The following is a 24,311-nucleotide window of genomic DNA, read 5'->3' as shown; positions in this document are numbered from 1 at the left end:
TCCGCTTCAGTCGCGCAAGAAGGTCCCGCTTGATGGCCTCAGCCCGGGCGCGGCCAATGGGAAAGTTCTTCTCCCCGGTTGTCTCGCTGCCCGAGCACTCTGGTACTGTCGCGGGCAATGATGCGACCTGCGCGTTTTTTTCGGCGGACACTCTTTGTGCGGGTACAGCTGATGCATCGGGGAGGGGGGGAGGTTTTTCTGGCCATCATCGACAAGGTCGGGCTTCCAGTCCTGCGGCAGCCGGCTCGGATGGGTGGTGTGGACGGGGGGATCGACTTCTACCGAGGCGGTCTGTTCCTCAGCATGTCCTTTTCGGGCGTTCCTGACCTGTACCCAGAGCTTCCTTACCTTCCTGAGGCCGGAGTGGTCTGCGGAGATATCGAGGCCGCTTTCGCGCATCACGGCGATGACGGGCTTCCATGAGCCACCAGGCGGTCTGATGGCGGCAACGGCGTCATGATGCTCGGTTAGCCAGAGCAGGACGGAACGGGTCGCTGCCTGGGTGGTCATGGCAACTGCGTGTTCGCGTAGGCGCTTTTGGACATCGATATTGGCCACGGTCAGTATCCCTGTTTCCAGCGTTCAGAGGTTATGTGGGGATTTTCGGCTTCATTGCCACTACAGCGCTCCCTTTCCGCTCCCCTGCCGCTCCCTTATCGCTCCTTTATCGCTCCCCTGTCGCTCCCTCTGATTTAAGGAGCCTCATATACACCATTGCACCGTTGGTGCGGGCGGCTTCGCCGCCAGGAGCGGGGGAGTTGGAAAGGGTGTAAGCAATGCTTAGACCCTTCCGGATGCCGCTGAGCCCATTTTAACAAGAGGTCGCATGTTCCCCGCGCACAATCTCCTTAGGAAAAGGGGAGATATGAGATGCGAGATACCATCCCTAACAGGCCGCGAGTCAGGAAACTGCTCAGTGATCCGGTTCAACCTATTCTGCATAAAAGCGAACGAGACTATCTGACATTTGAAGACACCCGGATCTCAGTTCAGGAAGTCACCGGAAGGCGATGGATCTCGGCCCGGGAGATTTGCTCCATATTGGGCCTCAGCAATCCTTCTGCGACGGTCAAACGGCTTGATGATGATGAATATTGCCGTATTGGCGTGGTGACGGCAGGAGGGACGCAGGAACAGCTCTTCGTCAGTGAAAGCGGAGCCAACCACCTGACGTTCATTTCTCGAAAGCCTGTTGCCAAACGGGTTCGGCGCTGGATTACTGGAGAGGTGATGCCACAGATCAGTCGAACCGGTGCCTATATCCCCGGTGGATGCCCCGGAAGTGGCGTGCAACTTACAGTCACCAGCAGCCAGATGGATCTTCTCAGGCGCCTTTCTCGGCCCGGTCCTCACATGGTTTTTGTGATGCCGGGACAAGAGCCATACATTGAGGAGGTTGATCCTCACCAGTTCATTCACGATCTGGATCGTCACGACGTGGAGGGGCTGGTTCATGCCATGAACCTGATCGGGTCGGTCTGGAGCGTATGCCGCAAAATCGACGGGGTGATGTATTGTTCCGCCGTTCTGCAGAGTGGTATTGGTCGCCAGCTTGATGACGCCATTCGCATCGGGGTAGACCTGTCCCGCAGCATCATCGTGCCCACCCGAGAGAAATCATAAAGCCGCCACGGTTGTGATTCGATCTTTCCGTGTCACCTTAATTGAAAGAGACAGCGTTGATGAAAAGTACCGATCTGATTGACCGTATCGCCGAAGCCACGGGCGGCACGAAGGCCGATGCGAAGACCGCTCTTGAGACCGTCCTGACCTCTATCGTTCAGGCTGCAGAGGTCGGCGACGAGGTATCGCTGCCCGGCTTTGGCAAGTTTACCGTCCGGCACACCGCTGCCCGCATGGGTCGCAATCCGGCGACCGGTGCTGAGATGCAGATTCCGGCCTCGCGCAAACTGGTTTTTGCGCCGGCCAAGGCCGTCAAGGACCAACTCACCGGGGTCAACCAGAAGAAGGCCTGAACGGTCGCATGATTCCGCGTCACGCTTCCCGTGATTCTGACACGGGGGGTGACGATAATGAGCGAGTCAGTCGGAAAACCTAACACGACCGCAAGTTGGGACGACGATATCCGGGAACGGCTTCGAATGATCGAAGACAAGCTGTCCCTGATCATTGAAATTCTCGCCCCGAAGGAATCTGATGGTCCGACACTTGATGAGATCCTCGGCCGACTGGTGACACTTGTCGCCGCGCAGTGCCCTGTTCTCAGGCATATTGACGCCACAACCGGCAGAACCCTCGATATTCAGGAGGGCCGGGCGCCCCTCACCTCTCGACCCGAGGAAAAGGACGGAACGGGTGTCTGATGATGACGTTCCGGAAAATCTCGGCTGAGAGTAGTGGTCGCCTGATCACTGCCTATTTCACGCAGGAGCTGCCAGAGCCAGAGCACGATTTCCGTACCCGGCCCGGAAAAGTGCCCGACGCGGATGGTGGCCGACTGACCAGCTATTACACCGGTCGCGATGGGCGGGCCTCGTGGCGACCGGACATGCGACCCGAGATTGCAGCGGCTCTTGGCATTGATCCGAAGACACCACCTAAGAACGCGCAACTCAATCGCCTGTTTGAAGCAAAGAGGGCCGATAATGGCGATGACTGGTCAAGGAATGCCCGCAAGATCAGTGCCTATGATCTGACTCTGGCGCCACACAAATCAGTTACGCTTGCGGCCGAGTTTGCGCCGACCGAGGCCGAGAGGGCAGCCATCTGGCACGCCATTGATCGGGCAAACGACGCCACCATGCTCTATGTCGCGCGGGAAATCGGCTTCGCGCGGCGCGGTCATGGGGGCGAAGACGGTGCCAACCCGGGCGAGGTCGCCTGGGTGTCATTCCGGCATGATACCGCGCGCCCGACGGTCGAGGCGCGTGACGCGGGGACAGGTCAGACCTATCTGATCGATACGCCAGCAGGCGGCGATCCCCATGCCCATATCCATAATGCCCTGTTCAATGTCGTGGTTACGGAAGAGGGACATGTGGGTTCACTCGACACGAAGCGGCTGCGATCGCGCGTTCACGAATTTGGAGCATATTTCCAGGCACAGCTCGCCGATGAACTGCGCCGGATCGGCATCGCCCAGCAATACGATGCGAGTGAACAGGCGACGGTCATCTCGGCCGTGCCGCAGGATATATCGGATTTCTTCAGCAAGGGACGACGCAACGTCATCAGGGCGGCCAAGGAGTATGCCGCGGCGGAAGGAGCGGACTGGGCGCATATGCCGATCGAACGCAAGCGCCGCATCCTGTCCATGGCCGGCCTGGCAGCCCGGCTCGACAAGGACAAAGGTACGAGTGACCATGAGATATGGCACGAGCAGGCCAGGCGTCTTGGCTGGGAGAAAAAAAGTCTGCTTGGCACGCCAGTAGCGCCCGTGGGCGCCAGGGAACAACGATACGATATTGCCTACCGTTTCGCTGCGCGCCATCTCGCGAGGGAGTTTGAAACAGCCGCCGTGATCGATCACGACAAGCTCAGAACGTATGCGGCCCGGGGCCTGATCGGCACCGGCATCGAGGGTGGCGTGAAGGACATTGATCATGTCGTGGCCCTTATTGAACAGCGTGGTCTTGAACTCGGCGGGGAACGGGTCTCGCTGATTCAGGAGATGCGTGGCGACAGGCTGAGGGTGACGAATTCCGCGCAGATCGCCATTGAGGAGGACCTCGCGATTCAGGCGGCTCGTGCTTCAGGAGACCGGAGCGGGGCGCTGTCGGACCGCCAGATCACGGAAGCGATCGGACGATCACCCCTCGACTTCGCAAGCGAGCATGGAAAGACCCAGAAGGCTGCGATCTACGCTCTTGGCCGGGGCGGTGCGCTCTCCATGCTCACCGGCGTCGCGGGTTCCGGGAAGACGGCCCTGCTGTCTCCGCTGGTTGATGCGTGGAAACATGATACGCGTTATGACACGAATGGTCGCAGGGTTATCGGGATTGCCAATGCCTGGCGCCAGGCGGACGCATTACGTGAGGCCGGCATCTTTGACACAAGCGCGATGCTGCCCTTTTTGGCGCGGCTGGAGCGCGGTGACGTTGATGTGGACCAGAATACGGTGCTGGTGATTGACGAGGTCGGTCAGGTCGGCCCGCGCCAGATGCTTCGCCTGTTACAGTTGCAGCGCGATACCGGTTGCACGATCAAGGCGCTGGGTGACCACGAGCAGGCGCAGAATATCGAGGCAGGGGACGCCATCGAGATGCTGCGCCGGGTCCTGGATCCGGAAGATATGCCTGAGCTTCTGTCCAGTGTCCGGCAGGTATCTGCAAGAAATCGCCAGATTGCTGATCTGTTTCGTGGCGCAGAGCCGGAAGAGAGCGATCTGGAATCCCACGAGTTCAAGGGGGCTGCGGCCAACGCGCATACCGACGAGGAAAATGATGACGACGTCCGTAACAGGTTCCATCTGAAGGAAGTCCGGGACGCGATTGATATGAAACGGGCGGATGGAACGATCCGTCTGGTCGGCGGCGACCATGAGGAAGTCCTGCAGGATATTGCCCGGCTGTATGTGACGCGTCGCGATGCCCTGGCCGCCGAGGGTGCCGGCCTGCGGCGTGGCCGGGCCAAGACGATCAGCATGTCGGCGCTGACCAATCAGGATGCTGCCGATCTGAGTCGGGCAGTCCGTACAATCCTGCAGGAGCGCGGCGAGATCTCGACGCATGAAATCACCGTGCAGGCTATTGATCAGCGCGGCGAAACCTATGATCTTGCGATCGCTATGGGCGACCGGCTTCGGCTGTATCGTCGGACATGGGGCAGTGTGGATGGAAAGGGCGCCACAGTCGGAAATAACGGTGATGTGGTGGAGGTTCTGGCCCATGGCGATGCGGGGCTTCGCGTTCGCACGAAGGACGGGCTTGTTGCCGATGTCGAATGGCGGCGGTTTCGTGACGCGAAGACTGGTCGGCTACTGCTGGGGTTCGGGCATGCCATGACGATTGATGCGGCACAGGGGCTTACTTCAGACGAGCATATCAATGCCCTGCCGCGAGGCGTTGAACTGGCGACGGGATTTACCTCATACGTCGCGGAAAGCCGGGCGCGCGGGACCACATGGACCATGATCTCCGATGGCGCGACGTTTGAGGCGGTCCGGAACCAGAGGGCGCTCGGGGACACGACGCCCATCACCAGTGACGACCTGTGGAATCATGTGGCAAAGAAAATGGCGCATAAACCCTATAAATCATTGGGTACGGATCTGGTTGCGCGAACCCGCAAGGCCCGGGATGCGAGGATCCGGGAACTGATCGCGCTTGGGCGCATGCAGGAGACACTGACGAAGTCAGGTCGCCCCTATGGAAGGGAGATTATTCTGGAAACGCAGGCGCGGCAGGCCGAGCGCCTGCATAAGGCGCGTCTGGCCGAGATCGACACCAGGCTGCAGGTCATGATCAGGAACGCACCAGCGGTCATGACGGGTGCGGAGCAGACGCTTCGGAGCCAACGGGCCGCCCAGGTGCTGGGCAGGCGTCCCCCTGTGCCATCTGCGTCGCCAGGCGCCGCCAGCTAGAGCGTCCGGCTTTCTGCTGTTCTTACCGGATTTGAATCCTGCCGACCATGTGCCATACCGCGACAACATCTCAGATCTGACGCACGCTTTGGTCATTTGCGCAACGAAGTCGGCTGCGTATCGTCAGGCAGGCGGGGAGCAGCAGATAACAGGCCAATGATGGACGATGTGTCTTTCCGGGGAGATCCTGATCCGTTCGACTGCTGGTTGAAGAACGAATTGCGTGCCCGGTTCAATGATGTTGTGCGTGAACCGATCCCTGAAAGTCTGCTGCGCATTATTGGCGCGACTGAAGCTTCCGGGCATGTTCACGCCTCAAGACCTTCCTGGACCGAAGAGGAAGCTGTGTCCGAGTGTTCTGCTGACACCGGATCCAGATGATCTCTTATCGCGGATATGGCGTCTTGATGCTGGGCGGGAAACGGGTAACAGGATTGCCGTAGAAAGCAAGAAGTGTTGACGGTCAGATGAAATACAGATGAGCAGGCACAGGATCCTATTGGATATCTGCTCAAGAGCATACCTGTTCTGCAATCTGCCAAATCGTCGAAAACGCCGAGGACTATTCCCAATAGCGGTGTTATATACAGGGCCACAGTTTTTTCGTCTGTTAAGGTGATGGACAATGCCCGAAGAACAACAAAGACAGTTGGCGCTGACCGTGGAAATCATAACTGCTTATGTATCGGAAAATAAAATATCGCCGGACGAACTTATCAGGCTGATTGGGACTGTTTACAATTCATTGTCCGTCCCGACTACTTCGGGCGTAAAAGAACAGATACCTGCCGTTCCCATCAAGCGGTCCGTATTTCCGGATTATATCATATGTCTTGAAGATGGGAAAAAGCTGAAAATGCTCAAACGGCATCTGCAGGCATCCTATGGCATGACGCCTGAAGAATATCGGCGGAAATGGGGACTTCCATCTCATTACCCTATGGTCGCTCCCAATTACACAGTACGCCGATCGGAACTCGCAAGAGAGATTGGGCTGGGGCGGGATATAATGTCCACTGCCACCAAATCTGGTGATGAGGGCGCGACGGATCCTGCATTGCCTGACAAGCCACAAGGAAGGCGTCGGGGCAGAAAGAAAGCTGTTCACTAGAAGTGGAACGCGCCGTCGGACCGGCCGGCGCGGCGCTCTCCTGGCTCAGGAACGCGGCAATATACGAAGGCAGAACTTCTCTGGACCTGTGACGGTTTTGTGCCGGTATGTGATCTCTTTTACGCGGCTTTGGCCTCGAAAGCGAGTGGGCTGATACTCCCGAGATAGGAGTGGCGCCGTCGCGGATTATAGAAGCCGTTGATGTATTGAAAGATGGCGGCTATTGCCTGACGCCATGTTGGCCAACTTTGTCTCCAGAGCATTTCGGCCTTCAGGCTTTTGAAAAAGGTCTCGATCACGGCGTTGTCGTAGCAATTTCCCTTGCCGGACATGGACGGTGTCATCCTGTATTCAGTCAATTTTTTCTGGAAATCATGGGAACAGTATTGGCTGCCGCGATCAGAATGGAAAATACAGCCAGGTGGTGGATTGCGTAGACGCACCGCCATATCGAGCGCCCTGATAGCAAGGTCCTTTTTGATCCGGTCACTGGCGGCCCAACCGATAACGCGGCGGCTGAACAGGTCAATGACGACAGCAAGGTAAAGCCAGCCTTCGCTGGTCCAGATATAACTGATGTCGCCTGGCCATTTCCGGTTGGCGGCATCAGTCATGAAGTTGCGGCCCAGAATATTGTCTGCAAAACCAAGGGTATGATGACTATCGGTCGTGGCTTCGTGCCGACGCGTACGCACGGGACGAAGATCGTTGGCGTTCATCAGTCGCCCCACACGATGCTCACCAACAGCAAGCCCTGCTTCCTTGAGCTCCATGGTCATCCTCGGACGGCCATAGGTCCGGTTGCTCAGGGCAAAATGCTCGCGGATATGCGCCAGGACCTTCAGGTCGGTGCGCTGGCGCTCGCACATGGGCCTGGAAACCCATGCCCGGTAGCCACGCGTCGAGACCTGCAGGACCCGACACAGGCGCACGATGGGCCAGCGGTCACGATGCGTCCCAATAAACGCGAACCTCACGTCTTTTGGCTCGCGAAGAACTGCGTGGCTTTTTTTAATATTTCCCTCTCCTCCCGTAGGACACGGTTTTCCAGGCGAAGGCGCTCATTCTCCCGGACGAGATCCGTCTGCGCTTCAGCCGCTGTTGCTGTCAGATCGCTCGACCGATACTGCGAAATCCAGTGGCTCAGCGTTGATTTGCCAATCCCCAGATCCGCCGCCGCCTGCGTCCTGGGCAAACCGCTGCTGAGCGCGATCCTGACCGCCTCGCGGCGAAACTCTTCTGTCTGCTTCAATGCCATGGTATCATGCCTCTCTTGTTGAAAGCTTTAAACGCTCAGTCAACCGGCACAAAACCGTCACAGGTCCACTGCAACCGCGGGCTGTAAATGGCCGCATAGCCATGTGATTTCAGAGTGCAGCAGTTGGTATTCGATCCTGCCAAATGCGTTGGCCGATTATATGGTCAAGTCTGTGTCCCCGGTGCTCAGACAGGAAAGCCAGTTTGTCCGAAGGAGCGTTTCCTTTTTAGCCACGGTCTGCCCATTGCAGTTCGATGTCACAATCTAATGGTCCTGATGCTAGCGATTGTCAGCCGTCCGTTCGATTACGCCAGAAGCGAGAATAGAGACTTCGTATAGCAGCATCAACGGGACAGCCAACGACACTTGAGTAATCACATCGGGAGGAGTGATTATGGCGGCGATGGCGAACGAACCCACGCAGGCATAGCGCCGAAAGCTCCTTAAGTGACTTCCCTTTATGAGTCCGAGATAACATAGAGCTGACAAAATCACGGGTAATTCGAAGGCAGCACCAAAAGCCGTAACGATTTGCATCACAAGGCTTAAGTATTCGGAGATTTTGGCCTGAAGTTGTATTTGAGTGCCATCAGGGCCTCCTGCGGCCTGGAATGAAAGAAAAAATTTCCATGCCAGCGGCAGCACCACAAAATATGCCAAAGCGGCTCCCAACAAAAAAAATAGGGGGACTGATATTAATAAAGTCGCAAAAGCTCGCTTCTCCTTGGGATAGAGTCCGGGCGATACGAACATCCAGACCTGCAACAACACAAATGGTATTGATATAAATACGGAAGAAAATATTGAAAGCCTTATGTATGTAAAAAAAGCTTCGCTTAGTGCAGTAAAAATGAGCTGGGGATGATCGCCTTCACGGCGCAGTAAGGCTGTTAATGGCTCTGCGACAAAGTCATATATCCTGTCTGAAAAATGGTAACAGAATATAAAACAGGCCACGATACTGCATAGTGACCAGATTAGGCGCCGCCTGAGTTCCGAGATATGCTCCCATATGCTTACGGGGCTGTCTGCCAGGCGGGCGGTTTGAACATGGTCCATCATAAAATCTCCGAAGCAGAAGCTTATTTCTGCTCATGAGGCGGAGCATGATCTGGCGGCAGTACCGCGTTGACCCGCTCGGCGTGGTCTGCCATCACGTTCGTTGTGTTGTGCGTGGACATCGCCACGATGACTTTTTTTTGCTCGGCGCCAGATCTATATTCGGTATGTGGCTGAAGACAATCCATGATGCGACGAGGATCAACTGACTGCTCGAATGATCGCACTTGGTTTCGAATTTCGCTGAGTTCTAGTTCTCTACTGATGTCAGAAATTCTTTGGACAAACTCACCACGCAATTCACCTATTTTTTTTCGGGCTTCCTTTAGACCGCGCATGATGACAGGCAGATCTTCTGGCCGCAGAAGCATTACGCTGAGCCCCGCTACCACCAAAATTTCGCTCCACGAAAGTCCAAACATGTATTTTTGTCCTTTTTACCTGCAGTTCTGGTGATCGACAGAACTTTTTTAGGTTGGTCCATTCGTGGCCTCTCAGACGTCAATAGTTTCGGCCACATTCCTAGTCATATGGAAACCCGCTCTCCAACATATCCCTTTTCAGCGTGAAATCTGTGGTGCCATAGATGACGGGCACCAGCGTCGCACCGAGCAATTAGACGGCTCCGCACGGCGAGAATCATGTGGATTGTCGTAGGAACCCGCGCAGGCAGCGATCGCCTCACGCCAGCGTTCCACGATGTAAAGGGATCGTTTGCCTGTGCTTTATGGCAATACGCAGCGCGGGGAATTCTTAATCAAATGTGAACCTATAGTTGGCTTCATAGGGCACTCCGAAGCTGAGGTCCTCTAGCGTACACGTACCTGACAATGCCCCGCCCATGGTCTGCACGCGATCGACGTAGCGCGCGCCACTAAGCAGTCCCCTGCCCCCATGTTGCGTAACCTTCAAATGCAATTGCGGCACGTCGGTATGCCTCGCCGAATGTGTCACCTCCATTACGGTGGCTCGAACGGATGACCCATCAGATAGTAACCAACTCGGGCCGGCCGAATGTATCCCATAGTACACATACCCTTCGAATAATTCTGCCGCTGGTTCGTCGAGCTTCCATTCTAATGCTCCTGTCGCGGATCGGTGGCATACATATATTTGCTGCCCCTCAGCATGGAGCATGAATTCCTTTCGCGGTGCTCCACGGGAGGTAGGTTGTCGAGACATGGCAGCACCAGAAGGAAGTAGAAGGGCTACAAGAATTCCACATCGAAGTATAAAACGTATGGGGGCGAGACTGTGACAATTCGTTGGATGAAAGATCATGCCGTTCTCACAACAATCGGACGCTCCTTTGTAACCACATTGCCGTCCTGTCACGAAGGGACAGCCTCTTTGTTGATATGCTCAGTGACTACAGGGCGCTTATCCTCCAGCGAGGTCGGCGGATCGTCGGTGCTAAGATCGCTGATCTCCTTACGGAAGACCTTGAGACCCCTCCCAAGATCACCCATCGTAGATGAAAGGCGTTTCCCTCCACCAAAAAGAACAAGGACCACGCCGAAAACGAGTGCCCAGTGCCAGATACTAAATGAACCCATATTTTATCTCCTCAGTGTTATGCGCGCGCCATCGGTTGATTGGGCCGACCGGGAATAACAGGCCGCACCGACATGGAAGTTCCTCGTCTCTACGCGGGTTTCGTCTCATGACTCGCGCATGGGGATGAGGAACTCGCCGCTGCACCTGGAAGCACCATGAGCGCATAATATTGAGGTCGCCATTGTACTTAGGTTTAGTGAGTCAAAAATTGCGGCAATCCAGACGGTGGCTGTTGATGTGTCGCATGCGGCTCTCCGTGCCATAAATGAACATCATCTCATGTGAACCGCGATCGACAGGAATGGGCGTGCGGATTGGGACGCACCGGTACGCGGAAGTATGAGTTAAGGCGCTGTATTGTCCGCGCCCAATCTGGTGACTGGGTTGGACCGTTTGGGTAGCTGTCTTCTATCCGCACGAAGTTCGGCATGGTCGGCTGAAATCATGCGTCAATGCCCGATTGCAGGACATTATGACAGCCGCGAAGGCTACGTAGTGTCTCGACGACGGCGGTCCAGCCAAGGATAAAATGCGACCAGACGCGGTCAGGTCTGTAAATCTCCCCTGGATTAATTTTGCAAGGATGGTGTCGCTGTTCCGAGCAGTTCGTCACTAGGCCATCCCAGTCCCACCTGTCGAAAAGTGAGAGCTCAGCCCGGTTTAGGCCCGTTCAGCTCGGCTGCAGTTGTGGTCTAACCTAACTGACTGCAGTCGCGCTGCGGCTCCATTGACCTGCTGGCGCTATGTGCTCCATAGAGCAACGCTTTAAGTTTCTGAGCTGACATAAGCAGCAGAGAACGCGTGCGGCGGTCATGTCGGCGTCAGGCCTGTCCCAGCCCCTCTGTCAGGGCCACTGAAGCCACAGGCATTGGCACCCGAGCGCGGCTGTGCCGGCGCAATGTTGCCATAACTCGCGTGGCTGTCAGCTCGGCGTCAGTGACGAGGCGTATCAGCGAGACCCTAATCGCGCGCGCCGCGCCGAAGTTTGCCGGAAGCGATGCGGTATCAGCGCGATTTGCTCGTCGGACTGAAGCGGCATGGTCAGCCGAAAAGCAAGGCAATGTCTATGTTCAATCATACCACTCTAAGGCAGCCGGGCGTGAGAAACCGTCACGGGCCGACCGCCTTAGCGGATCCTGTCGCTCGGTCGAGTTCAGCGAGGTCATGCCACAACCGATCGGTCATGACATTAATATCGCTAGAGACGATGGAAGGAGCCCGGGTTTTGGCCAATAAAGAGAGGTTTTTCCGTTCTCCCAGGATAAGCCGCCCCCGCCAGAACAGCGTAACGGAAACGGCTCCCGTGAGACCCTGGCCGGCGGGGTGTTCAACGTTGATCCTCAGGTGTGGGGGCGGCACGCCAATTTTCTCAAACGCCCGTAGTTGTGTTTCTCCACGGGGGCATGCAATGCCGCGCACAACAGCGTCATGGAGTGCCGAATGCGGATAACCGTTGAAAGTGCCAAACACTGTCAGCATGATACCGGCCTGTACTCCTGGGCATATCAACTCATGGGTTTCTTTTCCATACGCGCTGGACAACCGACCAGACACTAAGGCGTACGTGCAGGCGAGGACAGCCGACATGTGACGCCATTTGTTAAGCTTACGTAGAGAACGTCTGCGCATATTTTTTACAGTCTTTCAATTTATTCATTAGAAGGTTATTTCGCCGTGGATGCCGAATATCGCTTCGTTTCGGACGCGTCGGCCGGCGTTGTCGAGCACGCCTCCACTGGGTGACAGAATCCCTTGAATATCCGGCTGCAGCATCAGCCATGGATTGACTTGCGCCTGATATGTCAGTTCCAGGTGATATTCCCGCTTTTGCCCCGGTAGGCCATCCACCCGGTCGGCTCTTGCCAAAGAGTGGCTCGCGGCACCCACCCCAGCGCCAAGTCCAACGATATCACCATCCCGGTTAAGAGGGTTCTTCAGAGCAATACCACCGTCTACGGCGTAGACGATCTGATTGCGGTCGGTATCGGCAGTCCAGTTACCGCGAATGAAAGCGTCGAGTTCGCTTGAATTCCGGAACTTCTGCAGGGTCTGATCAGCGATGGCATAGACGGACCAATTGGTTTTGTGCAGGCGGCTTGAATCAACCTGGTCCGGAAATCGTCCCGTATCGAAGTAACCACCAATTTTATATATGCCTTCTTTCCCCGCTATTCGCCTACGATATTGGGATTCTGCAAAAAATAGTGCGCCTGTTGAGAAGTTGAACCGGGTTCCAGACGGATCGCTATTCTGGCTCCACGGATCCTGCGTATTGATGAACGGTGCCCCGATGGGGTTATCATCGCCGACTGCAAACAGAAAATTCCAGCATTGCGAGAGCGTGTAACGTAGCCTCACTGCAGGGGTCGCCACGGGAGATACTGGGCCTTGGTCATACAGATCGTTATCGGGCATCATGGGCCATGAAAAAGAGGCATTCAAAAAGCTCAGAGCGACATCGCTGATCATGAAGTCATGTCCAAGATCCAGCTTGCCGATTTTGAATGCAAAGTGCCCATGTGCGAATTTTTGACTGTACCATAACTCGTAAAGCCTAGTGTTGTCGTCAGCTTCAATATTCGAAGTCTGATTAAAAACATAAAGAGGATCATTACTGAAAGGTCGTCCACGAATTTCCATGGCACTGATGTCAAATGTCCCTAAAGGCAGCCCGGTCAAAGTATGTAAATCCGCCAGCATTTCAACCGCCGTTGACCCGACGTAGTTATTTGATGCTTGCGCTCCACCGACTGGGTCGGCCCAGAACTCGTTTGCGTCGGATAAACGGATGTCAATTCCTCGCTTGAGAAGCCAGTCTCGGGCACCTCCCCAGTTCCCGGAAAAATGAGACATTGGGTCAATGCTGTCCGGAACGATCTGCTGCGGTGTTACGCCGGAACTGAAGAAGCGTACAGGGGGAACCTGAGCGCATGCTGTAGTGCATGCACCCGAAAGAAACGCCATGCAAAAAAAAGAATCAGACCACTTCAATCATCTTCACCAATTTGGCTCGCGCGAAGTGGCGGTCTTAGAGTCGATCATATACGACACATTATACATTCTACGTATCAGTTTCTGAGAACATGACGCTATCTGTCTATATTGTTGGAATGGCATGTTATTTTCTTTATAGCATTACGCCGTTCCCATAGGCGTTACATTCGTCAAAAAGTTATTTTTCATCAGATCTATGAAGGTCTGCATTCCAGCTTTTGCAATAGTGTTACCTATATTAACGAACTCCGCGCTCATCCATGGTTTGTCTTTTGCTAGCGTTAGGCATATCGCGTATGAAGCGCCAGCAAGGTAATATTCAAGCTCATCTGCATTCCGCCCTTCGTTGAAGCACTGGCGCGCGACTTCCTGCCCAATGAAAGACGGATCAAATTTTACCCGCAACGACACGTGGCACTCCATTTTGCAAGGACGTGATTTCGAAAAAAACAGGCGGGCATAACAAGGGAAAAAACCGCTCCCGCCATTTAACGCGGGAGCGGTCGGTTGGTCAGAGGGGCATAAAGTCAGGCCGCCCGGTCGGGAATCGCGCAAGCACGTCTGGATCGAGATTCAGGGTCTGTCTGACCATTTCCGGCGGCACATGCGTCAGCCAGTCGGTCAGTGACACCTCAGCGAAGCGATCGGATTTGAATACCGAAATGATCTGCAAGACATCATTTCCCGTATTTTCGACGTAATGACCGAGGCTTTTCTTAATATACCACACGTCGCCCGGATTAAAGTTCGCGGTCTGCGCTTTTGGCCCCGTATTAAACACCGTCACGCGCGCCTTGCCTTTGATGACGAACGCCCATTCGTCAGCGTTTGGATGCCAATGCATTTCGCGCATGCCGCCCGGCTCTATGGTTTCCAAAGCGGCGGCTACAGTCTTGGAGATCGGAAAGTTCCGACTGTCCGCAACCTGCGCCATCCCTCCATGGGTACGGGACAGAGGTTGTGCTTGTGAAAGTTTGTAGATGACTTTCTGGGCACCGGGAACGACCCGGGCGTTTTTCCGATCAACCGGCAGATCCGGTGGGATGTCGCCCTGGAATATCCACAGGTTGTCAAGCGGAATGTTTTTGAAGGCCGCTTCTGGCACGCCGAAGTTTTTTGCAAGAACTTCCGGCGGAGTGTGAGCGAGCCAATCCGTCACCAAGAGGGTATTGAACTCCGAGGATTTCCCATTGTCGAATGCGAGCAGGAATTCTGCGCCATCGGGTCCAAGGCCCTGGAGGGAATGCGGCAGACCGGGAGGGAAATACCAGAGATCTCCAGCCTCAACATCATCAACGCTCGGACGCCCTTCTTCGTCAAGGGTGGTGATGCGGCACTTGCCCGTAAGCATGATTGCCCATTCTGCCTGCTGGTGCCAGTGCATCTCCCGAATGCCGCCAGCGCTGAGACGCATGTTGACACCCGAGATATCCTCGGAAATGGCAAAGTCATCCTGGGTAATTTCTCGAGCCCAGCCACCGTTCTGGATACGTTTATGTGCGTTGTTAAACGAAGCCCAGAATAAGGGCATACCGTCTACGTCAGTTGCCGGCGGAGACTGGAAATCCGGAAACTGCGAGGCGAGCGCAGGGTTTTTCGGTCCCGGGTCGGAACGGCTTGAAGGCGAGACAGCATTCTGCATGCCCTGTGCCGGACGGTCAGGATTTCCGAACGTAGCCGCATGTGCGGCGCCGGCAAGTCCGAAAAAGCTCGCGGCTGAAAGAAATCCTCTGCGTTGCATTGGGTTCATGGTATTCTCCGTTGGTTACCATGATTACAATAGGAACCGGCGCTCAGAGTATCTATTGTACTTAGGTTTAGTTCACGGACGCAGTATCTAAAATTAACTTTACGGTTATGATATTTTTTGCAGTGGCAAACCTACATCGCGCTGATCGTCCGTGTGCGTGCTTACGCCCGATTTGATGAGACCGTATTCGGAAAGTCTTTTTCGTTGTCAGGTCAGTCCGTCGGATTGCACCGCTTTTGCATTAGAAACTTCGCCACTCGAGATCACGTCACCGCGTATTCATATCTCTTCAGGAGGCAGCGATAGAGCATTACAGATCAGACATATGGTAGTGCCGCACGCTAACTGAACACCCGCTCATGAATGTACGTAATCACGGATCATTGACAACAGCAGTCATGATGAACCGCTATTATCATCAGTCTAAAACCAGAGAACCTGGTGGGTGTGACGTAAGTTCTTCTTGATGCCCTGCAGGATGCGATGTTCTCATCGCTCCGTGTAACCATCTTTTATCTGGTTGCCTTACGATTGTGGTTTAGTACGTGCCGCGGCTTCTTCTCGCTGGGCGCGGAATAAGTCGGTTCCTGGGGAGTCGCTGCTGTCTCCTGATCACCGAGACGTTCAGGTTCACCGCCCGGGCGCGTATGATGAATTTCTGGGTCAGCACAAAATCCCGAAAGTGGCGATAGAATCAAAGACGCGCAGCTCGCCAGAAAAAAAAGTTTACGCATAAATCGGTTTACCTCCCTGATTGAAAAAGTTATCGCATTTAACATATGCAGGTTATTGCACGATGCTATTATGGTCGGCTGGTGCCCGCCGGACGGGCACTCCTGTCGGTCGCAGTATTTCGTTCTCCGTCGGCGACTGACCGAAAAGGATGGGGCAAACTGCCGAAAAATGGCGCTCCAAGAAATCATACCTTGGTATAATCGCTCGAATGTCTCGCTTGCCTTATCCTCGGGTGTTATGCGTCCAGACGCAAGCGTGCGGCCGGACAAGCAAAAATCCAAAGTGGGAAGTTACCAAATGGTTGAATTACCCTGGAAAGAAGCCCCTGCTGATACAACCCCTCAGCCTCAGCGCGGGAACCGCGGCGGCACGGTCCTCGGACCGCGCAATCTACCATTAGAACGCGAGAACCCCGACCTAATGGCGTCGCCTGATACCGACGCGGGAACCATTCCCAACCTCAAGTTCTCGTACGGTACGGCGCGTAACCGTCTCGGTACCGGAGGATGGGCGCGCGAAATCACCGAGCGTGAACTCCCGGTGGCAACGACGCTTGCCGGTGTCAATATGCGACTTAATCGCGGCGGGTATCGTGAACTCCATTATCATAAGGAAGCCGAATGGGGCCTGATGCTCGCCGGTAAAGCAAGGGTAACCGCGCTTGACCCACAGGGGCGCGACTTTATCGATGATGTTCAAGCTGGCGATATCTGGAATTTTCCAGCTGGTGTCCCTCATTCCATCCAGGGTCTGGAAGACGATGGCTGCGAGTTTCTCCTTGTTTTCGACGATGGCAGCTTTTCTGAAAATGAGACTTTCCTGATCAGCGACTGGCTGGCCCATACCCCCCGGCACATTCTGGCCAAAAATTTTGGCGTGCCAGCCGCGAAGTTCGATAATCTTCCGAAGGATGTCGAGCATTCACGCTGGATATTTTCAGGAGCCGTTCCAGGGCCGATCGAAGATGAACGGGTGCCTTCCCCACTGGGACAAAGCCCGGTTAAGTACACACATCATCTCATGGAGCAGAAGCCGATAAAAGCAGCGGGGGGTGAAGTGAGAATTGTCGATTCAACAAACTTCCCTGCCGCGTCAACGATCGCTGCTGCCATTGTGGTCGTGGAACCGGGACGGCTAAGGGAACTGCATTGGCATAGCAATAACGATGAATGGCAGTATTTCATCCGTGGTAAAGCCCGGATGACCGTTTTTGCGTCGGGGGGGAAGGCGAGGACCTTCGACTATAGTGCTGGTGACGTCGGTTATGTCCCGTTTGGCATGGGTCACTACCTCGAAAATATCGGGGATGAACCGCTGGTTTTCCTTGAAGCGTTTAAAAGCTCCCAGTTTGCTGACTTCTCAGCCAATCAGTGGCTGGCCCTGTCTCCACATGATATGGTGAAAGCGCATCTGAATGTTGATGACGAGACCATAGCAGCGCTTTCGAAAACCAAGCCTCTCGTGGTCTGACGTACGACGCTTTCCAGTAAGAAATCCCATCGGTCTCCGGTGAGACCGTGGTGCACTTCCACCGCAAGGTCTGCTATACCCCTCTGCCTGACTCAGGCAGAATGACGACGTTGGGAGCCTATGTTGTGACGTTCTCGCCGGTATTATCTTTCCTTGCCATGAGTGGAGGTGCACCAAAAAGATTTTACATCCTTGGGGCTCGATGCATCGCTTTTATTGTTGCGATATGCGTATTTATTCTTAATACTCTGACACAATTCCATGATGCCTTTGCGGTTCTTTATGTCCTCGTCGTGTTTCTGGTGGCAGATACATGCGGCGTAACAATTATTCTTCTGACAAGTGCAGGCTGCATCGCGCTGGCCTGTACGTCTTTTTTGCTGAAGCACTACGGTGAACCTCTGGGCGGCCCATATGCTCGTCTGGCCGTTAGCATCGTTGCAATTGGTGTCGCCGCACAACTTTCGGCAAGAAACAGGAGAACGAGGACATTACTGTCCGAACAAGTGCGGATGCTTGCCCTTACCCACGACACAGTGATCATTCGTGACCAGGACGATACGATCACCTACTGGAATGATGGTGCAGTACATCTATATGGTTGGCGAGAAGACGAGGCGGTTGGAAAAAAAAGTTCTGACTTACTGGGGCGCAGTCCGTTGCCTGCTCATGCAGCGCACGACCTGAAGTCTTCTGGGCAGTGGAACGGCGAGATTACCCGTAATCGCAGATCCGGGGAAACCATTGTAATTGACACAAGATGGATTGTCAGGATCGATAGCGACGGGAGAGAATGCGGCGTTATTGAATTCGGGGCTGATTTGACCGAACAACGTAAGGCGACTGCGGAACGTGAGCGTTCAGAGCAACGATATAGTGCGATCTTTCAGGCCGTCGGGTCCGCCATCTTTGAAGTTGACTGTTCGGTTATGAACATATTAATCAAGGACTGGGAAACACATAGTTCTGTACTGTGGGACGCGCGCGTGGATAAATTCCAAGATTATCCATATATTCGCGATGCAAACGGAGCCGCAGCACTCTTGCTGGGTGCGTCGTCGCCACAAGATCTTACTGGTAATTCGCTCCGAAGTCTCTTCAAAGATCAGGCGGTCTTTCGTGAAGTTCTAAGACAGCTGGCGTTAGGTTACAGCGAATATGAAATCGAAACAACGTTTAACGGCAGCAATAATGCGACACGTGATGTCTTTTTGCGTGTAACCCGGCCATTGAACGATGTGGAAAACCGACATGTTCTCGTGATGGCCTTGGATATCACGGAGCGAAATGAAGCGCAGATGAAACTGCGGGTGGCGCAATCGGAACTCGCACATGCTGACCGTGTCACGACGCTTGGGCAGCTCGCCATTTCGATTGCACATGAAGTCAATCAACCGCTATCCGCGATCATTACATTTGCACGTTCAGGCCAACGTTGGCTGAAAAGGCCACAAGCTGACATCAACGAAGCTTTGTCCTGTTTTGACCAGATCGTGCGCAACGGCACGCGCGCTGGGGAGATAATCAAACGCGTCAGATCCCTTACACGGAAGGAACCTGCCAGCCGGGCTCTTCTTTCCCCCGCTGTCTTGTTGGAAGAGGTTATCCTGCTGCTAAGAGGTGAATTATCTTCGAAAAATGTCGAGTTACGCGTCATGGTATCGCCTGGCTTACCGGCTATTTCGGGCGATAAGGTACAGATACAGCAGGTCATCATGAATCTGATGATGAACGCCATTCAGGCCATGATGACAATTACCGAACGACCGAGGTTACTCGACATCATGGTTGCAGACGGTGAATCCGGATCCAATGCAATTCGCATGACATTCGAAGATTCTGGTCCTGGTTTCTCATGTCTGGACCCGACTGAACTTTTCGAACCGTTCGTCACAACGAAAACCCAGGGCATGGGAATGGGTCTTTCGATCTGCCGTGAAATCATCACAAGTCACGGGGGAACCATTGAGGCAAAAAACAGAGTCCCTTGCGGCGCCAACGTAACGGTGATGTTAAACGCTGCAGGATCATCCCATGGAAACTAAATCTTCCGCGGGTGGCATGCCCGAAGAAGCTAATGGTCATGTACTCGTCATTGACGACGATGCGGACATAAGGGCGTCGCTCGACAGTCTCTTTCGGTCTGCTGATCTCAGGGTTACAACCTTTGGAGATCCTTCGGAATTTCTTGAATCCCAACTTCCGCCTAGTCCTTGCTGTCTTGTCCTGGACGTAAGATTACGGGCCACCGACGGCCTCGACTTTCAGAAGTATCTCATGGAGTCCGGGGCGAACATTCCGGTTATTATAATAACTGGCCATGGCGATATTCCGATGACCGTCAAAGGAATGAAGGCTGGTGCTATCGACTTTCTGGCAAAACCGTTCACTGAGGAGGCTATGCTCCGCGCAGTGTCTGACGCACTCAGCGCCTCATTGCGCTATGCGGGAGAACAGAAGAAGCTTAGTGAAACAAAACTACTCTACACTAGCCTATCACCACGTGAAAAAGAAATTATGGCGTTAGTCGCGAGTGGCTTGATGAATAAACAAATTGCGGGCGATTTGGGTCTCAGTTTGATAACGGTAAAAATTCATAGAGCTAATGTAATGAAGAAAATGGCAGCACAGTCACTTGCTGATCTGGTGCGTCTCGCCGATCTACTGGATGTTAGAGATCATGCTATTACCCGTTACAGCACGCGGAAATAATCCTGCGGTCGTGTATGCACGATCAGTTAATGTATCCGGAAAATGAAGGTGCTTGTGAGGTGTTCAGTCTCGGGATTTGGTGGGTTGGATTGATGAAGTATCTTTATGGTTCTGACGTTCAGATTCTGCAGATGCTAAGAGGCAGCGCCATTTGTTAGGACAGTGTTGGGCGTTGAATAACCTGTACCCGATTGATGTTATGTCGCCATTCTGACGGCATTGCTGCTGGCCATCTGGTCGGGGGTTAACCCCAGACCAGATGGCGTTGGTGCGGTATGATACGCCTCATCAGGCGTAAGTTCACCCAACGGGGTATGCAGACGCTGCCCGTTATAATGGGCGATCCCCTTTGCGAGACCCGCGCGGAGATCTGAGCCGGTCTCAGATGCATGCAGGTAGACCCACTCATATTTCAGTGACGTCCATAGACGCTCGACGCAGACATTGTCCAGCCACAGGCCTCGGCCGTCCATGCTGATGCGGATCTAACTTTCCTCCAATACTTCGGTGAAATGGGCCGTCGTGAATTGCGAACCGTGGTTGGCATTGAAAATATCAGGTGAACCGTAGCGCGTCGGTGCTTCTTGGAGCGCCTCGATGCGGAACTCGGCGCGTCGCCTAACCCATGATCGCCATGAGGTAGAGGAAGCCTCTTCTCCTGGAGGTGTAGGTACTATCAGAACGCCAGGTCTGGTTGGGCCGGTTGATCGTCAGATCCCGCAGCAGATAGGGATATTTCCGGTGCTCAAGATGCGGCACTGTTGTGCGGGGCTTCTGGTAGATTGCCCGCGACGCCATCTTTGGCATGAGCCTGCTGGCTCGTTTGCGGCCAACTTCGTGGTCCAGACGCCGAAGATAACGCGTCATCTGCGCTGACCCTTAATACGGTGTCTTCAGGAGCTGTACCGCGATTAGCCGCTTCCACGCCAAGTTCACCACGTTTTCGGGCATAGGCCGGTAATAAATGCCAGACCACTTAAGCTGAAGTCGCGTATGTATGGCTGCACCACCGAGAGCCGCGGCTGTATCAGGTCGGTCATCTGCGGCCTCTAATTACGCCCAGCTGAGCAAGAGGCATCCCTAAAAAAATCTCGTTTCACCTACAGTTCGCCGATTTTCGCATGTAGCTTTTCTATATCAACTGGACTGGCCGACGCTGTTGACCCCGACTTCCCGGAAAAGATACCCGTCATCCCCGCGATAGCGTGGCATTTCCGTTGGGCGATCATCGTCTGATACACGCCATGTTTAGACGCCAGCTCTGCCAGCGTCAATTCGCCACAGACTGCCTTGAGTGCCACTCGCGACTTGGAATCACTTGATTACCGTTTTCTCGTAACCTTACCCATAAAACCCGTCCTCTGTTCAGGTTGGATTATAGCTTAATCATCGGTCCGAAGATCCGGGACCACCTCTTCTTGCCGCCGCCATTCAGGATGTGACGGACGAGAGCGTTGAACTGGCCTATGTCGATCAGGGAGGGACATACCGGCGAGAAACCTGCGAGAGCAGCACGGGCCTACAGGATCGCCCTTGAGGTCGTCGGCTGGCCGAGCGATCTTTCGCATGGGCATCACGCTGTGGTACGCCGGTTAAGGAATACGAGCGTTGCGCTTCAACACTCGCAAGTCTCCATGTCATTGCGTTCGCGTGGTTCATGCTTAGAAATGCTGCTATACTCGGGTAAGATACATAATACTCTCGAGGTCGTATATGCGTGTAATTAATAAAACGATCAGACAAAGTCAGATCCGCATTAATATGTGAAAATTATGTAGCAGACGGCCCATTACCGTGGCCTGTTAAGCCAGTGAAACTGAAAGCGTTGGCCATGGCGCGGTTTCCTTTATCATTAGGATGCAGATGATCCCCGCTATCAAACTGCGGTGCCATTCGTTCCGGTGCGTCGCGTTCAGCAAGCACTGCGGCAAAATCGGCAACAGCATCGAATATTTCCGCGTTTCGAATCCAGGTGTTCAAACGGCGACGCAAGGTTTCTTTTGGGGGCGTATGGTAGTGTCCGGCAAACGGTGTATCAGGAAGCGCCCCAGCGAATGGTGCTATTGTAGAGGCGGTGACATGAATCCCTGCGGCATGGGCACGTGCAGTTATCATTTTGTAGGTTTGGACCATTGTTTCAAACGATGGTAATGAGACGTCCCTCATAAAAGGGGTGCCTGGAAAGCCGATATCGTTAGTACCCAACTTGAATACTAGCGCGCGTGCTCCGGGCTGGGCCAAAACCTCGCGGTCTAGCCGGGCTAACGCATTGGCACCCATGCCATCACGTAGAAGTTGCGCCGCTGATATACCGGCGTTGATCACAGCCAACCCCAAAGGAGCCGCCCGGTCGGCCAGAAGGCGGGCCAGCGTGTATCGGCATCCAAGCTCGCGCCGGCCCCGTCCGTGATCGAATCTCCGAATGCAACAATCGTGCCGCGTGAGGGTGCTTCAACGAGTACGCTCGCCAGAAACAGCCGAACCGTGGTCGTAGCAGTCGCCTTAGGGCAGATAGCGTCAACCTGTTGACCGGGCAGCAGATACGCGGTGCTGCGGCCCTCCCAATGAAAGCTATTGATGGTGGGTGCTTGCGCGAAGTACATTGAGACTGAAAGAACATCACCTGTATTTACTACTAGGTCGACCGGGTCGGTCAGTACCGTCGCGCCAGGTGGCAGAACGATCGATCGTGAACCCGCCACAGTGATGGTCCCGCGCTGTTTCGGATCAATTTCCGCGCTGTCTGCAGCCAGGGCGCAAGAAATAGCGTCAATATGAACGGACTCATGACCATAGGCGTTGGATAGAAGCAGTCGCGGTGCGCGACCTCCGTATCCGAGTCTCACGCGCTGTCTCACGGTCATGTCAGCAAGCGGAATCAGCTTGGTAGGAAAGATGCTTTCGTCTTTCCAGACTGGCTGAGGGCTTGCGTACCAGGATGGAACGAGGGGTTGGTGGTAACGTGAATTCATCATGCTTCGGTTATGACTCCGGCTGGACTGGTGAGTGAGCGGCGGTGAATATGGCTGCAGCGGGAAAAAATCGGATTCCAGACTGATACATCGTCGTGACTGTTTGAACTGACCCTGATCGCGATCGTAACTATGGGGGTTGACTATCAAGCCAGTACAACAATATGGGCTCATACAGATTTCTGATCTAATGGACTAACCTTCCTGAAATTTATTATGAAACCCTTCTCTTCTTTGTTCTTCTAATAATTTTTTTTGATCAGCGAGGTACAGCATAGAGGTCGACAGAATTATTCAGGCGCCTTTTGGCAACTGGTTGTATTATGGGGACTCGAGTTAAGCTCAGACGTAATAAGAATCTTGAAGTCCGCTTTTTTTATCATAAAAACTACGTAAGCATGTCTTAAACCCGTGCGTCCAGAGGACCGGGATGTCGGGTCCCCGTAGGCACTATTATAGATCGGACTGGCGTCCGTGTGTTACACTTTGGTGTGGATTCGGTCGTTTGTCGGTCTTTGGCTAACACTGCAACTCTGGTAGCCAAATAGATATCCTAGAAATTTTATATCGTTTTCTGTGATTGATGGGTTTAAATGTTTCAAATAATATAAAAAAATAAATTATTTCTCGATATTATACTTAAATATATATTGACTTTTGTTTATGCCTAAAGATCACCGACACTGGTTACGCGAGTAGGCACCCGCTATCCAGAAACTATGGAGAAAAGAGCATTGATTCGATGGCGGCTATCGGGAACGACCCCACGGCCCTAGGCCATACAATTTCCTCTCCATATCCCGGAGAGGAGGGGTCACACCGCATAGCTGAACCATAGCGTCTCGCCATGAAGGAGAGGCTGGCGCCCGCAAAGCCGGAGAGCTTTATGAACGACGAAAATAGGCCGCGGAGCCGAACGTCGGAATTATCGAGAGTGTTCGAGGCATGGGCTGTAAAAAATTCAGCTTACGCGGCCATACAAGAGTCGTGAATAATGAGACTTTCGTCGTGCTAGCATGCACCTGTATAAGAACGGCATGAATACCGGCAGCATAATCTGTTTTAATTTTATCGTTACGATAAAAAAATAGTTGGTCAATTAGCTGCCATAATGCAAATGATAGCTATGTTTTTTTCGATATCACCCGGCG

At 53.9% G+C, this 24,311-nt stretch carries 21 protein-coding genes and 2 pseudogenes; 10 read left to right on the top strand and 13 right to left on the bottom strand.

Annotated elements, in window-relative coordinates; translation table 11 throughout:
• Positions 1-6: 6 nt before the first annotated feature.
• Positions 7-558 carry a hypothetical protein gene (locus FMA36_RS17895; protein WP_240906605.1) on the bottom strand — a complete coding sequence of 184 codons (552 nt, stop codon included), beginning with the start codon at positions 556-558 and terminating at the stop codon, positions 7-9.
• 312 nt (positions 559-870) lie between these two features.
• On the opposite strand from FMA36_RS17895, the gene FMA36_RS17890 reads away from it, so the two are divergent.
• From FMA36_RS17890 to FMA36_RS17865, 6 genes are all read left to right on the top strand, one after another.
• On the top strand, positions 871-1,623 hold the full coding sequence (locus tag FMA36_RS17890) for a BRO-N domain-containing protein (protein ID WP_159264309.1): 753 nt from the start codon (positions 871-873) through the stop codon (positions 1,621-1,623).
• 59 nt (positions 1,624-1,682) lie between these two features.
• A complete protein-coding gene (locus FMA36_RS17885; RefSeq protein ID WP_025440137.1) occupies positions 1,683-1,976 on the top strand; it encodes an HU family DNA-binding protein in 294 nt (97 codons plus the stop codon).
• A 126-nt stretch (positions 1,977-2,102) separates the two neighbouring features.
• A complete protein-coding gene (locus FMA36_RS17880) occupies positions 2,103-2,324 on the top strand; it encodes a hypothetical protein (protein ID WP_408885664.1) in 222 nt (73 codons plus the stop codon).
• The gene (gene mobF / locus FMA36_RS17875; RefSeq protein WP_159264305.1) at positions 2,324-5,542 is read left to right on the top strand and encodes a MobF family relaxase; all 3,219 of its coding nucleotides are present in this window, start codon (positions 2,324-2,326) and stop codon (positions 5,540-5,542) included. Before FMA36_RS17880 ends, mobF begins: the two co-directional genes overlap by 1 nt.
• Positions 5,543-5,698: 156 nt before the next feature.
• A complete protein-coding gene (locus tag FMA36_RS17870) occupies positions 5,699-5,923 on the top strand; it encodes a hypothetical protein (RefSeq protein ID WP_159264303.1) in 225 nt (74 codons plus the stop codon).
• Positions 5,924-6,167: 244 nt separating this feature from the next.
• The gene (locus FMA36_RS17865) at positions 6,168-6,653 is read left to right on the top strand and encodes a Ros/MucR family transcriptional regulator (RefSeq protein WP_159264301.1); all 486 of its coding nucleotides are present in this window, start codon (positions 6,168-6,170) and stop codon (positions 6,651-6,653) included.
• A gap of 119 nt (positions 6,654-6,772) precedes the next feature.
• Here FMA36_RS17865 and FMA36_RS17860 read toward each other — a convergent pair.
• The 9 genes from FMA36_RS17860 to FMA36_RS17820 all read right to left on the bottom strand — a co-directional run bounded on the left by FMA36_RS17860 (position 6,773) and on the right by FMA36_RS17820 (position 15,271).
• Positions 6,773-7,911, bottom strand: a protein-coding gene (locus FMA36_RS17860) for an IS3 family transposase (RefSeq protein ID WP_159264299.1) whose coding sequence is annotated in 2 segments (ribosomal slippage) — positions 6,773-7,668 and positions 7,668-7,911 — 1,140 coding nt in all. Because the reading frame shifts where the segments join, the coding sequence is not laid out codon by codon here.
• A gap of 279 nt (positions 7,912-8,190) precedes the next feature.
• Entirely contained in the window at positions 8,191-8,970 is a 780-nt protein-coding gene (gene tatC / locus FMA36_RS17855) for a twin-arginine translocase subunit TatC (protein WP_159264341.1), read from the bottom strand.
• A gap of 23 nt (positions 8,971-8,993) precedes the next feature.
• A complete protein-coding gene (locus FMA36_RS17850; protein WP_159264297.1) occupies positions 8,994-9,392 on the bottom strand; it encodes a Sec-independent protein translocase subunit TatA/TatB in 399 nt (132 codons plus the stop codon).
• Between the two features lie 331 nt (positions 9,393-9,723).
• A complete protein-coding gene (locus tag FMA36_RS19925) occupies positions 9,724-10,107 on the bottom strand; it encodes a DUF3455 domain-containing protein (RefSeq protein WP_159264295.1) in 384 nt (127 codons plus the stop codon).
• Positions 10,108-10,301: 194 nt separating this feature from the next.
• Positions 10,302-10,526 carry a twin-arginine translocase TatA/TatE family subunit gene (locus FMA36_RS17840; protein WP_159264293.1) on the bottom strand — a complete coding sequence of 75 codons (225 nt, stop codon included), beginning with the start codon at positions 10,524-10,526 and terminating at the stop codon, positions 10,302-10,304.
• Between the two features lie 1,111 nt (positions 10,527-11,637).
• Positions 11,638-12,006 (bottom strand): hypothetical protein, encoded by a 369-nt coding sequence (locus FMA36_RS17835; protein WP_240906604.1) that lies wholly within the window; start codon positions 12,004-12,006, stop codon positions 11,638-11,640.
• Positions 12,007-12,183: 177 nt separating this feature from the next.
• Positions 12,184-13,491: a carbohydrate porin gene (locus FMA36_RS17830; RefSeq protein WP_159264291.1), complete on the bottom strand. Its 1,308-nt coding sequence runs from the start codon at positions 13,489-13,491 to the stop codon at positions 12,184-12,186.
• Between the two features lie 171 nt (positions 13,492-13,662).
• Positions 13,663-13,932: a hypothetical protein gene (locus FMA36_RS17825; protein ID WP_159264289.1), complete on the bottom strand. Its 270-nt coding sequence runs from the start codon at positions 13,930-13,932 to the stop codon at positions 13,663-13,665.
• Between the two features lie 100 nt (positions 13,933-14,032).
• Entirely contained in the window at positions 14,033-15,271 is a 1,239-nt protein-coding gene (locus FMA36_RS17820) for a cupin domain-containing protein (RefSeq protein WP_395372518.1), read from the bottom strand.
• A gap of 1,032 nt (positions 15,272-16,303) precedes the next feature.
• On the opposite strand from FMA36_RS17820, the gene FMA36_RS17815 reads away from it, so the two are divergent.
• From FMA36_RS17815 to FMA36_RS17805, 3 genes are all read left to right on the top strand, one after another.
• The gene (locus FMA36_RS17815; RefSeq protein ID WP_159264335.1) at positions 16,304-17,476 is read left to right on the top strand and encodes an oxalate decarboxylase family bicupin; all 1,173 of its coding nucleotides are present in this window, start codon (positions 16,304-16,306) and stop codon (positions 17,474-17,476) included.
• Between the two features lie 110 nt (positions 17,477-17,586).
• The gene (locus tag FMA36_RS17810; RefSeq protein WP_240906603.1) at positions 17,587-19,521 is read left to right on the top strand and encodes a PAS domain-containing sensor histidine kinase; all 1,935 of its coding nucleotides are present in this window, start codon (positions 17,587-17,589) and stop codon (positions 19,519-19,521) included.
• A complete protein-coding gene (locus tag FMA36_RS17805) occupies positions 19,511-20,188 on the top strand; it encodes a response regulator transcription factor (protein WP_240906602.1) in 678 nt (225 codons plus the stop codon). The genes FMA36_RS17810 and FMA36_RS17805 overlap by 11 nt, the downstream gene beginning before the upstream one ends.
• 197 nt (positions 20,189-20,385) lie before the next feature.
• Here the strand turns inward: FMA36_RS17805 and FMA36_RS17800 are convergent.
• A pseudogene (locus tag FMA36_RS17800) lies at positions 20,386-21,489 on the bottom strand (IS3 family transposase).
• Between the two features lie 116 nt (positions 21,490-21,605).
• Between FMA36_RS17800 and FMA36_RS19615 the strand changes: the two are divergent.
• Positions 21,606-21,875: pseudogene (locus FMA36_RS19615) on the top strand (IS5/IS1182 family transposase); the annotation flags it as partial.
• Between the two features lie 83 nt (positions 21,876-21,958).
• On the opposite strand, the gene FMA36_RS17795 reads toward FMA36_RS19615, so the two are convergent.
• Positions 21,959-22,519 carry a GDSL-type esterase/lipase family protein gene (locus FMA36_RS17795; protein ID WP_159264287.1) on the bottom strand — a complete coding sequence of 187 codons (561 nt, stop codon included), beginning with the start codon at positions 22,517-22,519 and terminating at the stop codon, positions 21,959-21,961.
• Positions 22,510-23,163, bottom strand: a complete 654-nt coding sequence (locus FMA36_RS17790) for a hypothetical protein (protein ID WP_159264285.1) — start codon at positions 23,161-23,163, stop codon at positions 22,510-22,512. The genes FMA36_RS17795 and FMA36_RS17790 overlap by 10 nt, the downstream gene beginning before the upstream one ends.
• Between the last annotated feature and the right edge of the window lie 1,148 nt (positions 23,164-24,311).

The sequence above is a fragment of the Komagataeibacter xylinus genome, from assembly GCF_009834365.1.
Taxonomy (GTDB): domain Bacteria; phylum Pseudomonadota; class Alphaproteobacteria; order Acetobacterales; family Acetobacteraceae; genus Komagataeibacter; species Komagataeibacter xylinus_D.
This window is presented reverse-complemented; position numbering and strand designations above follow the sequence as displayed.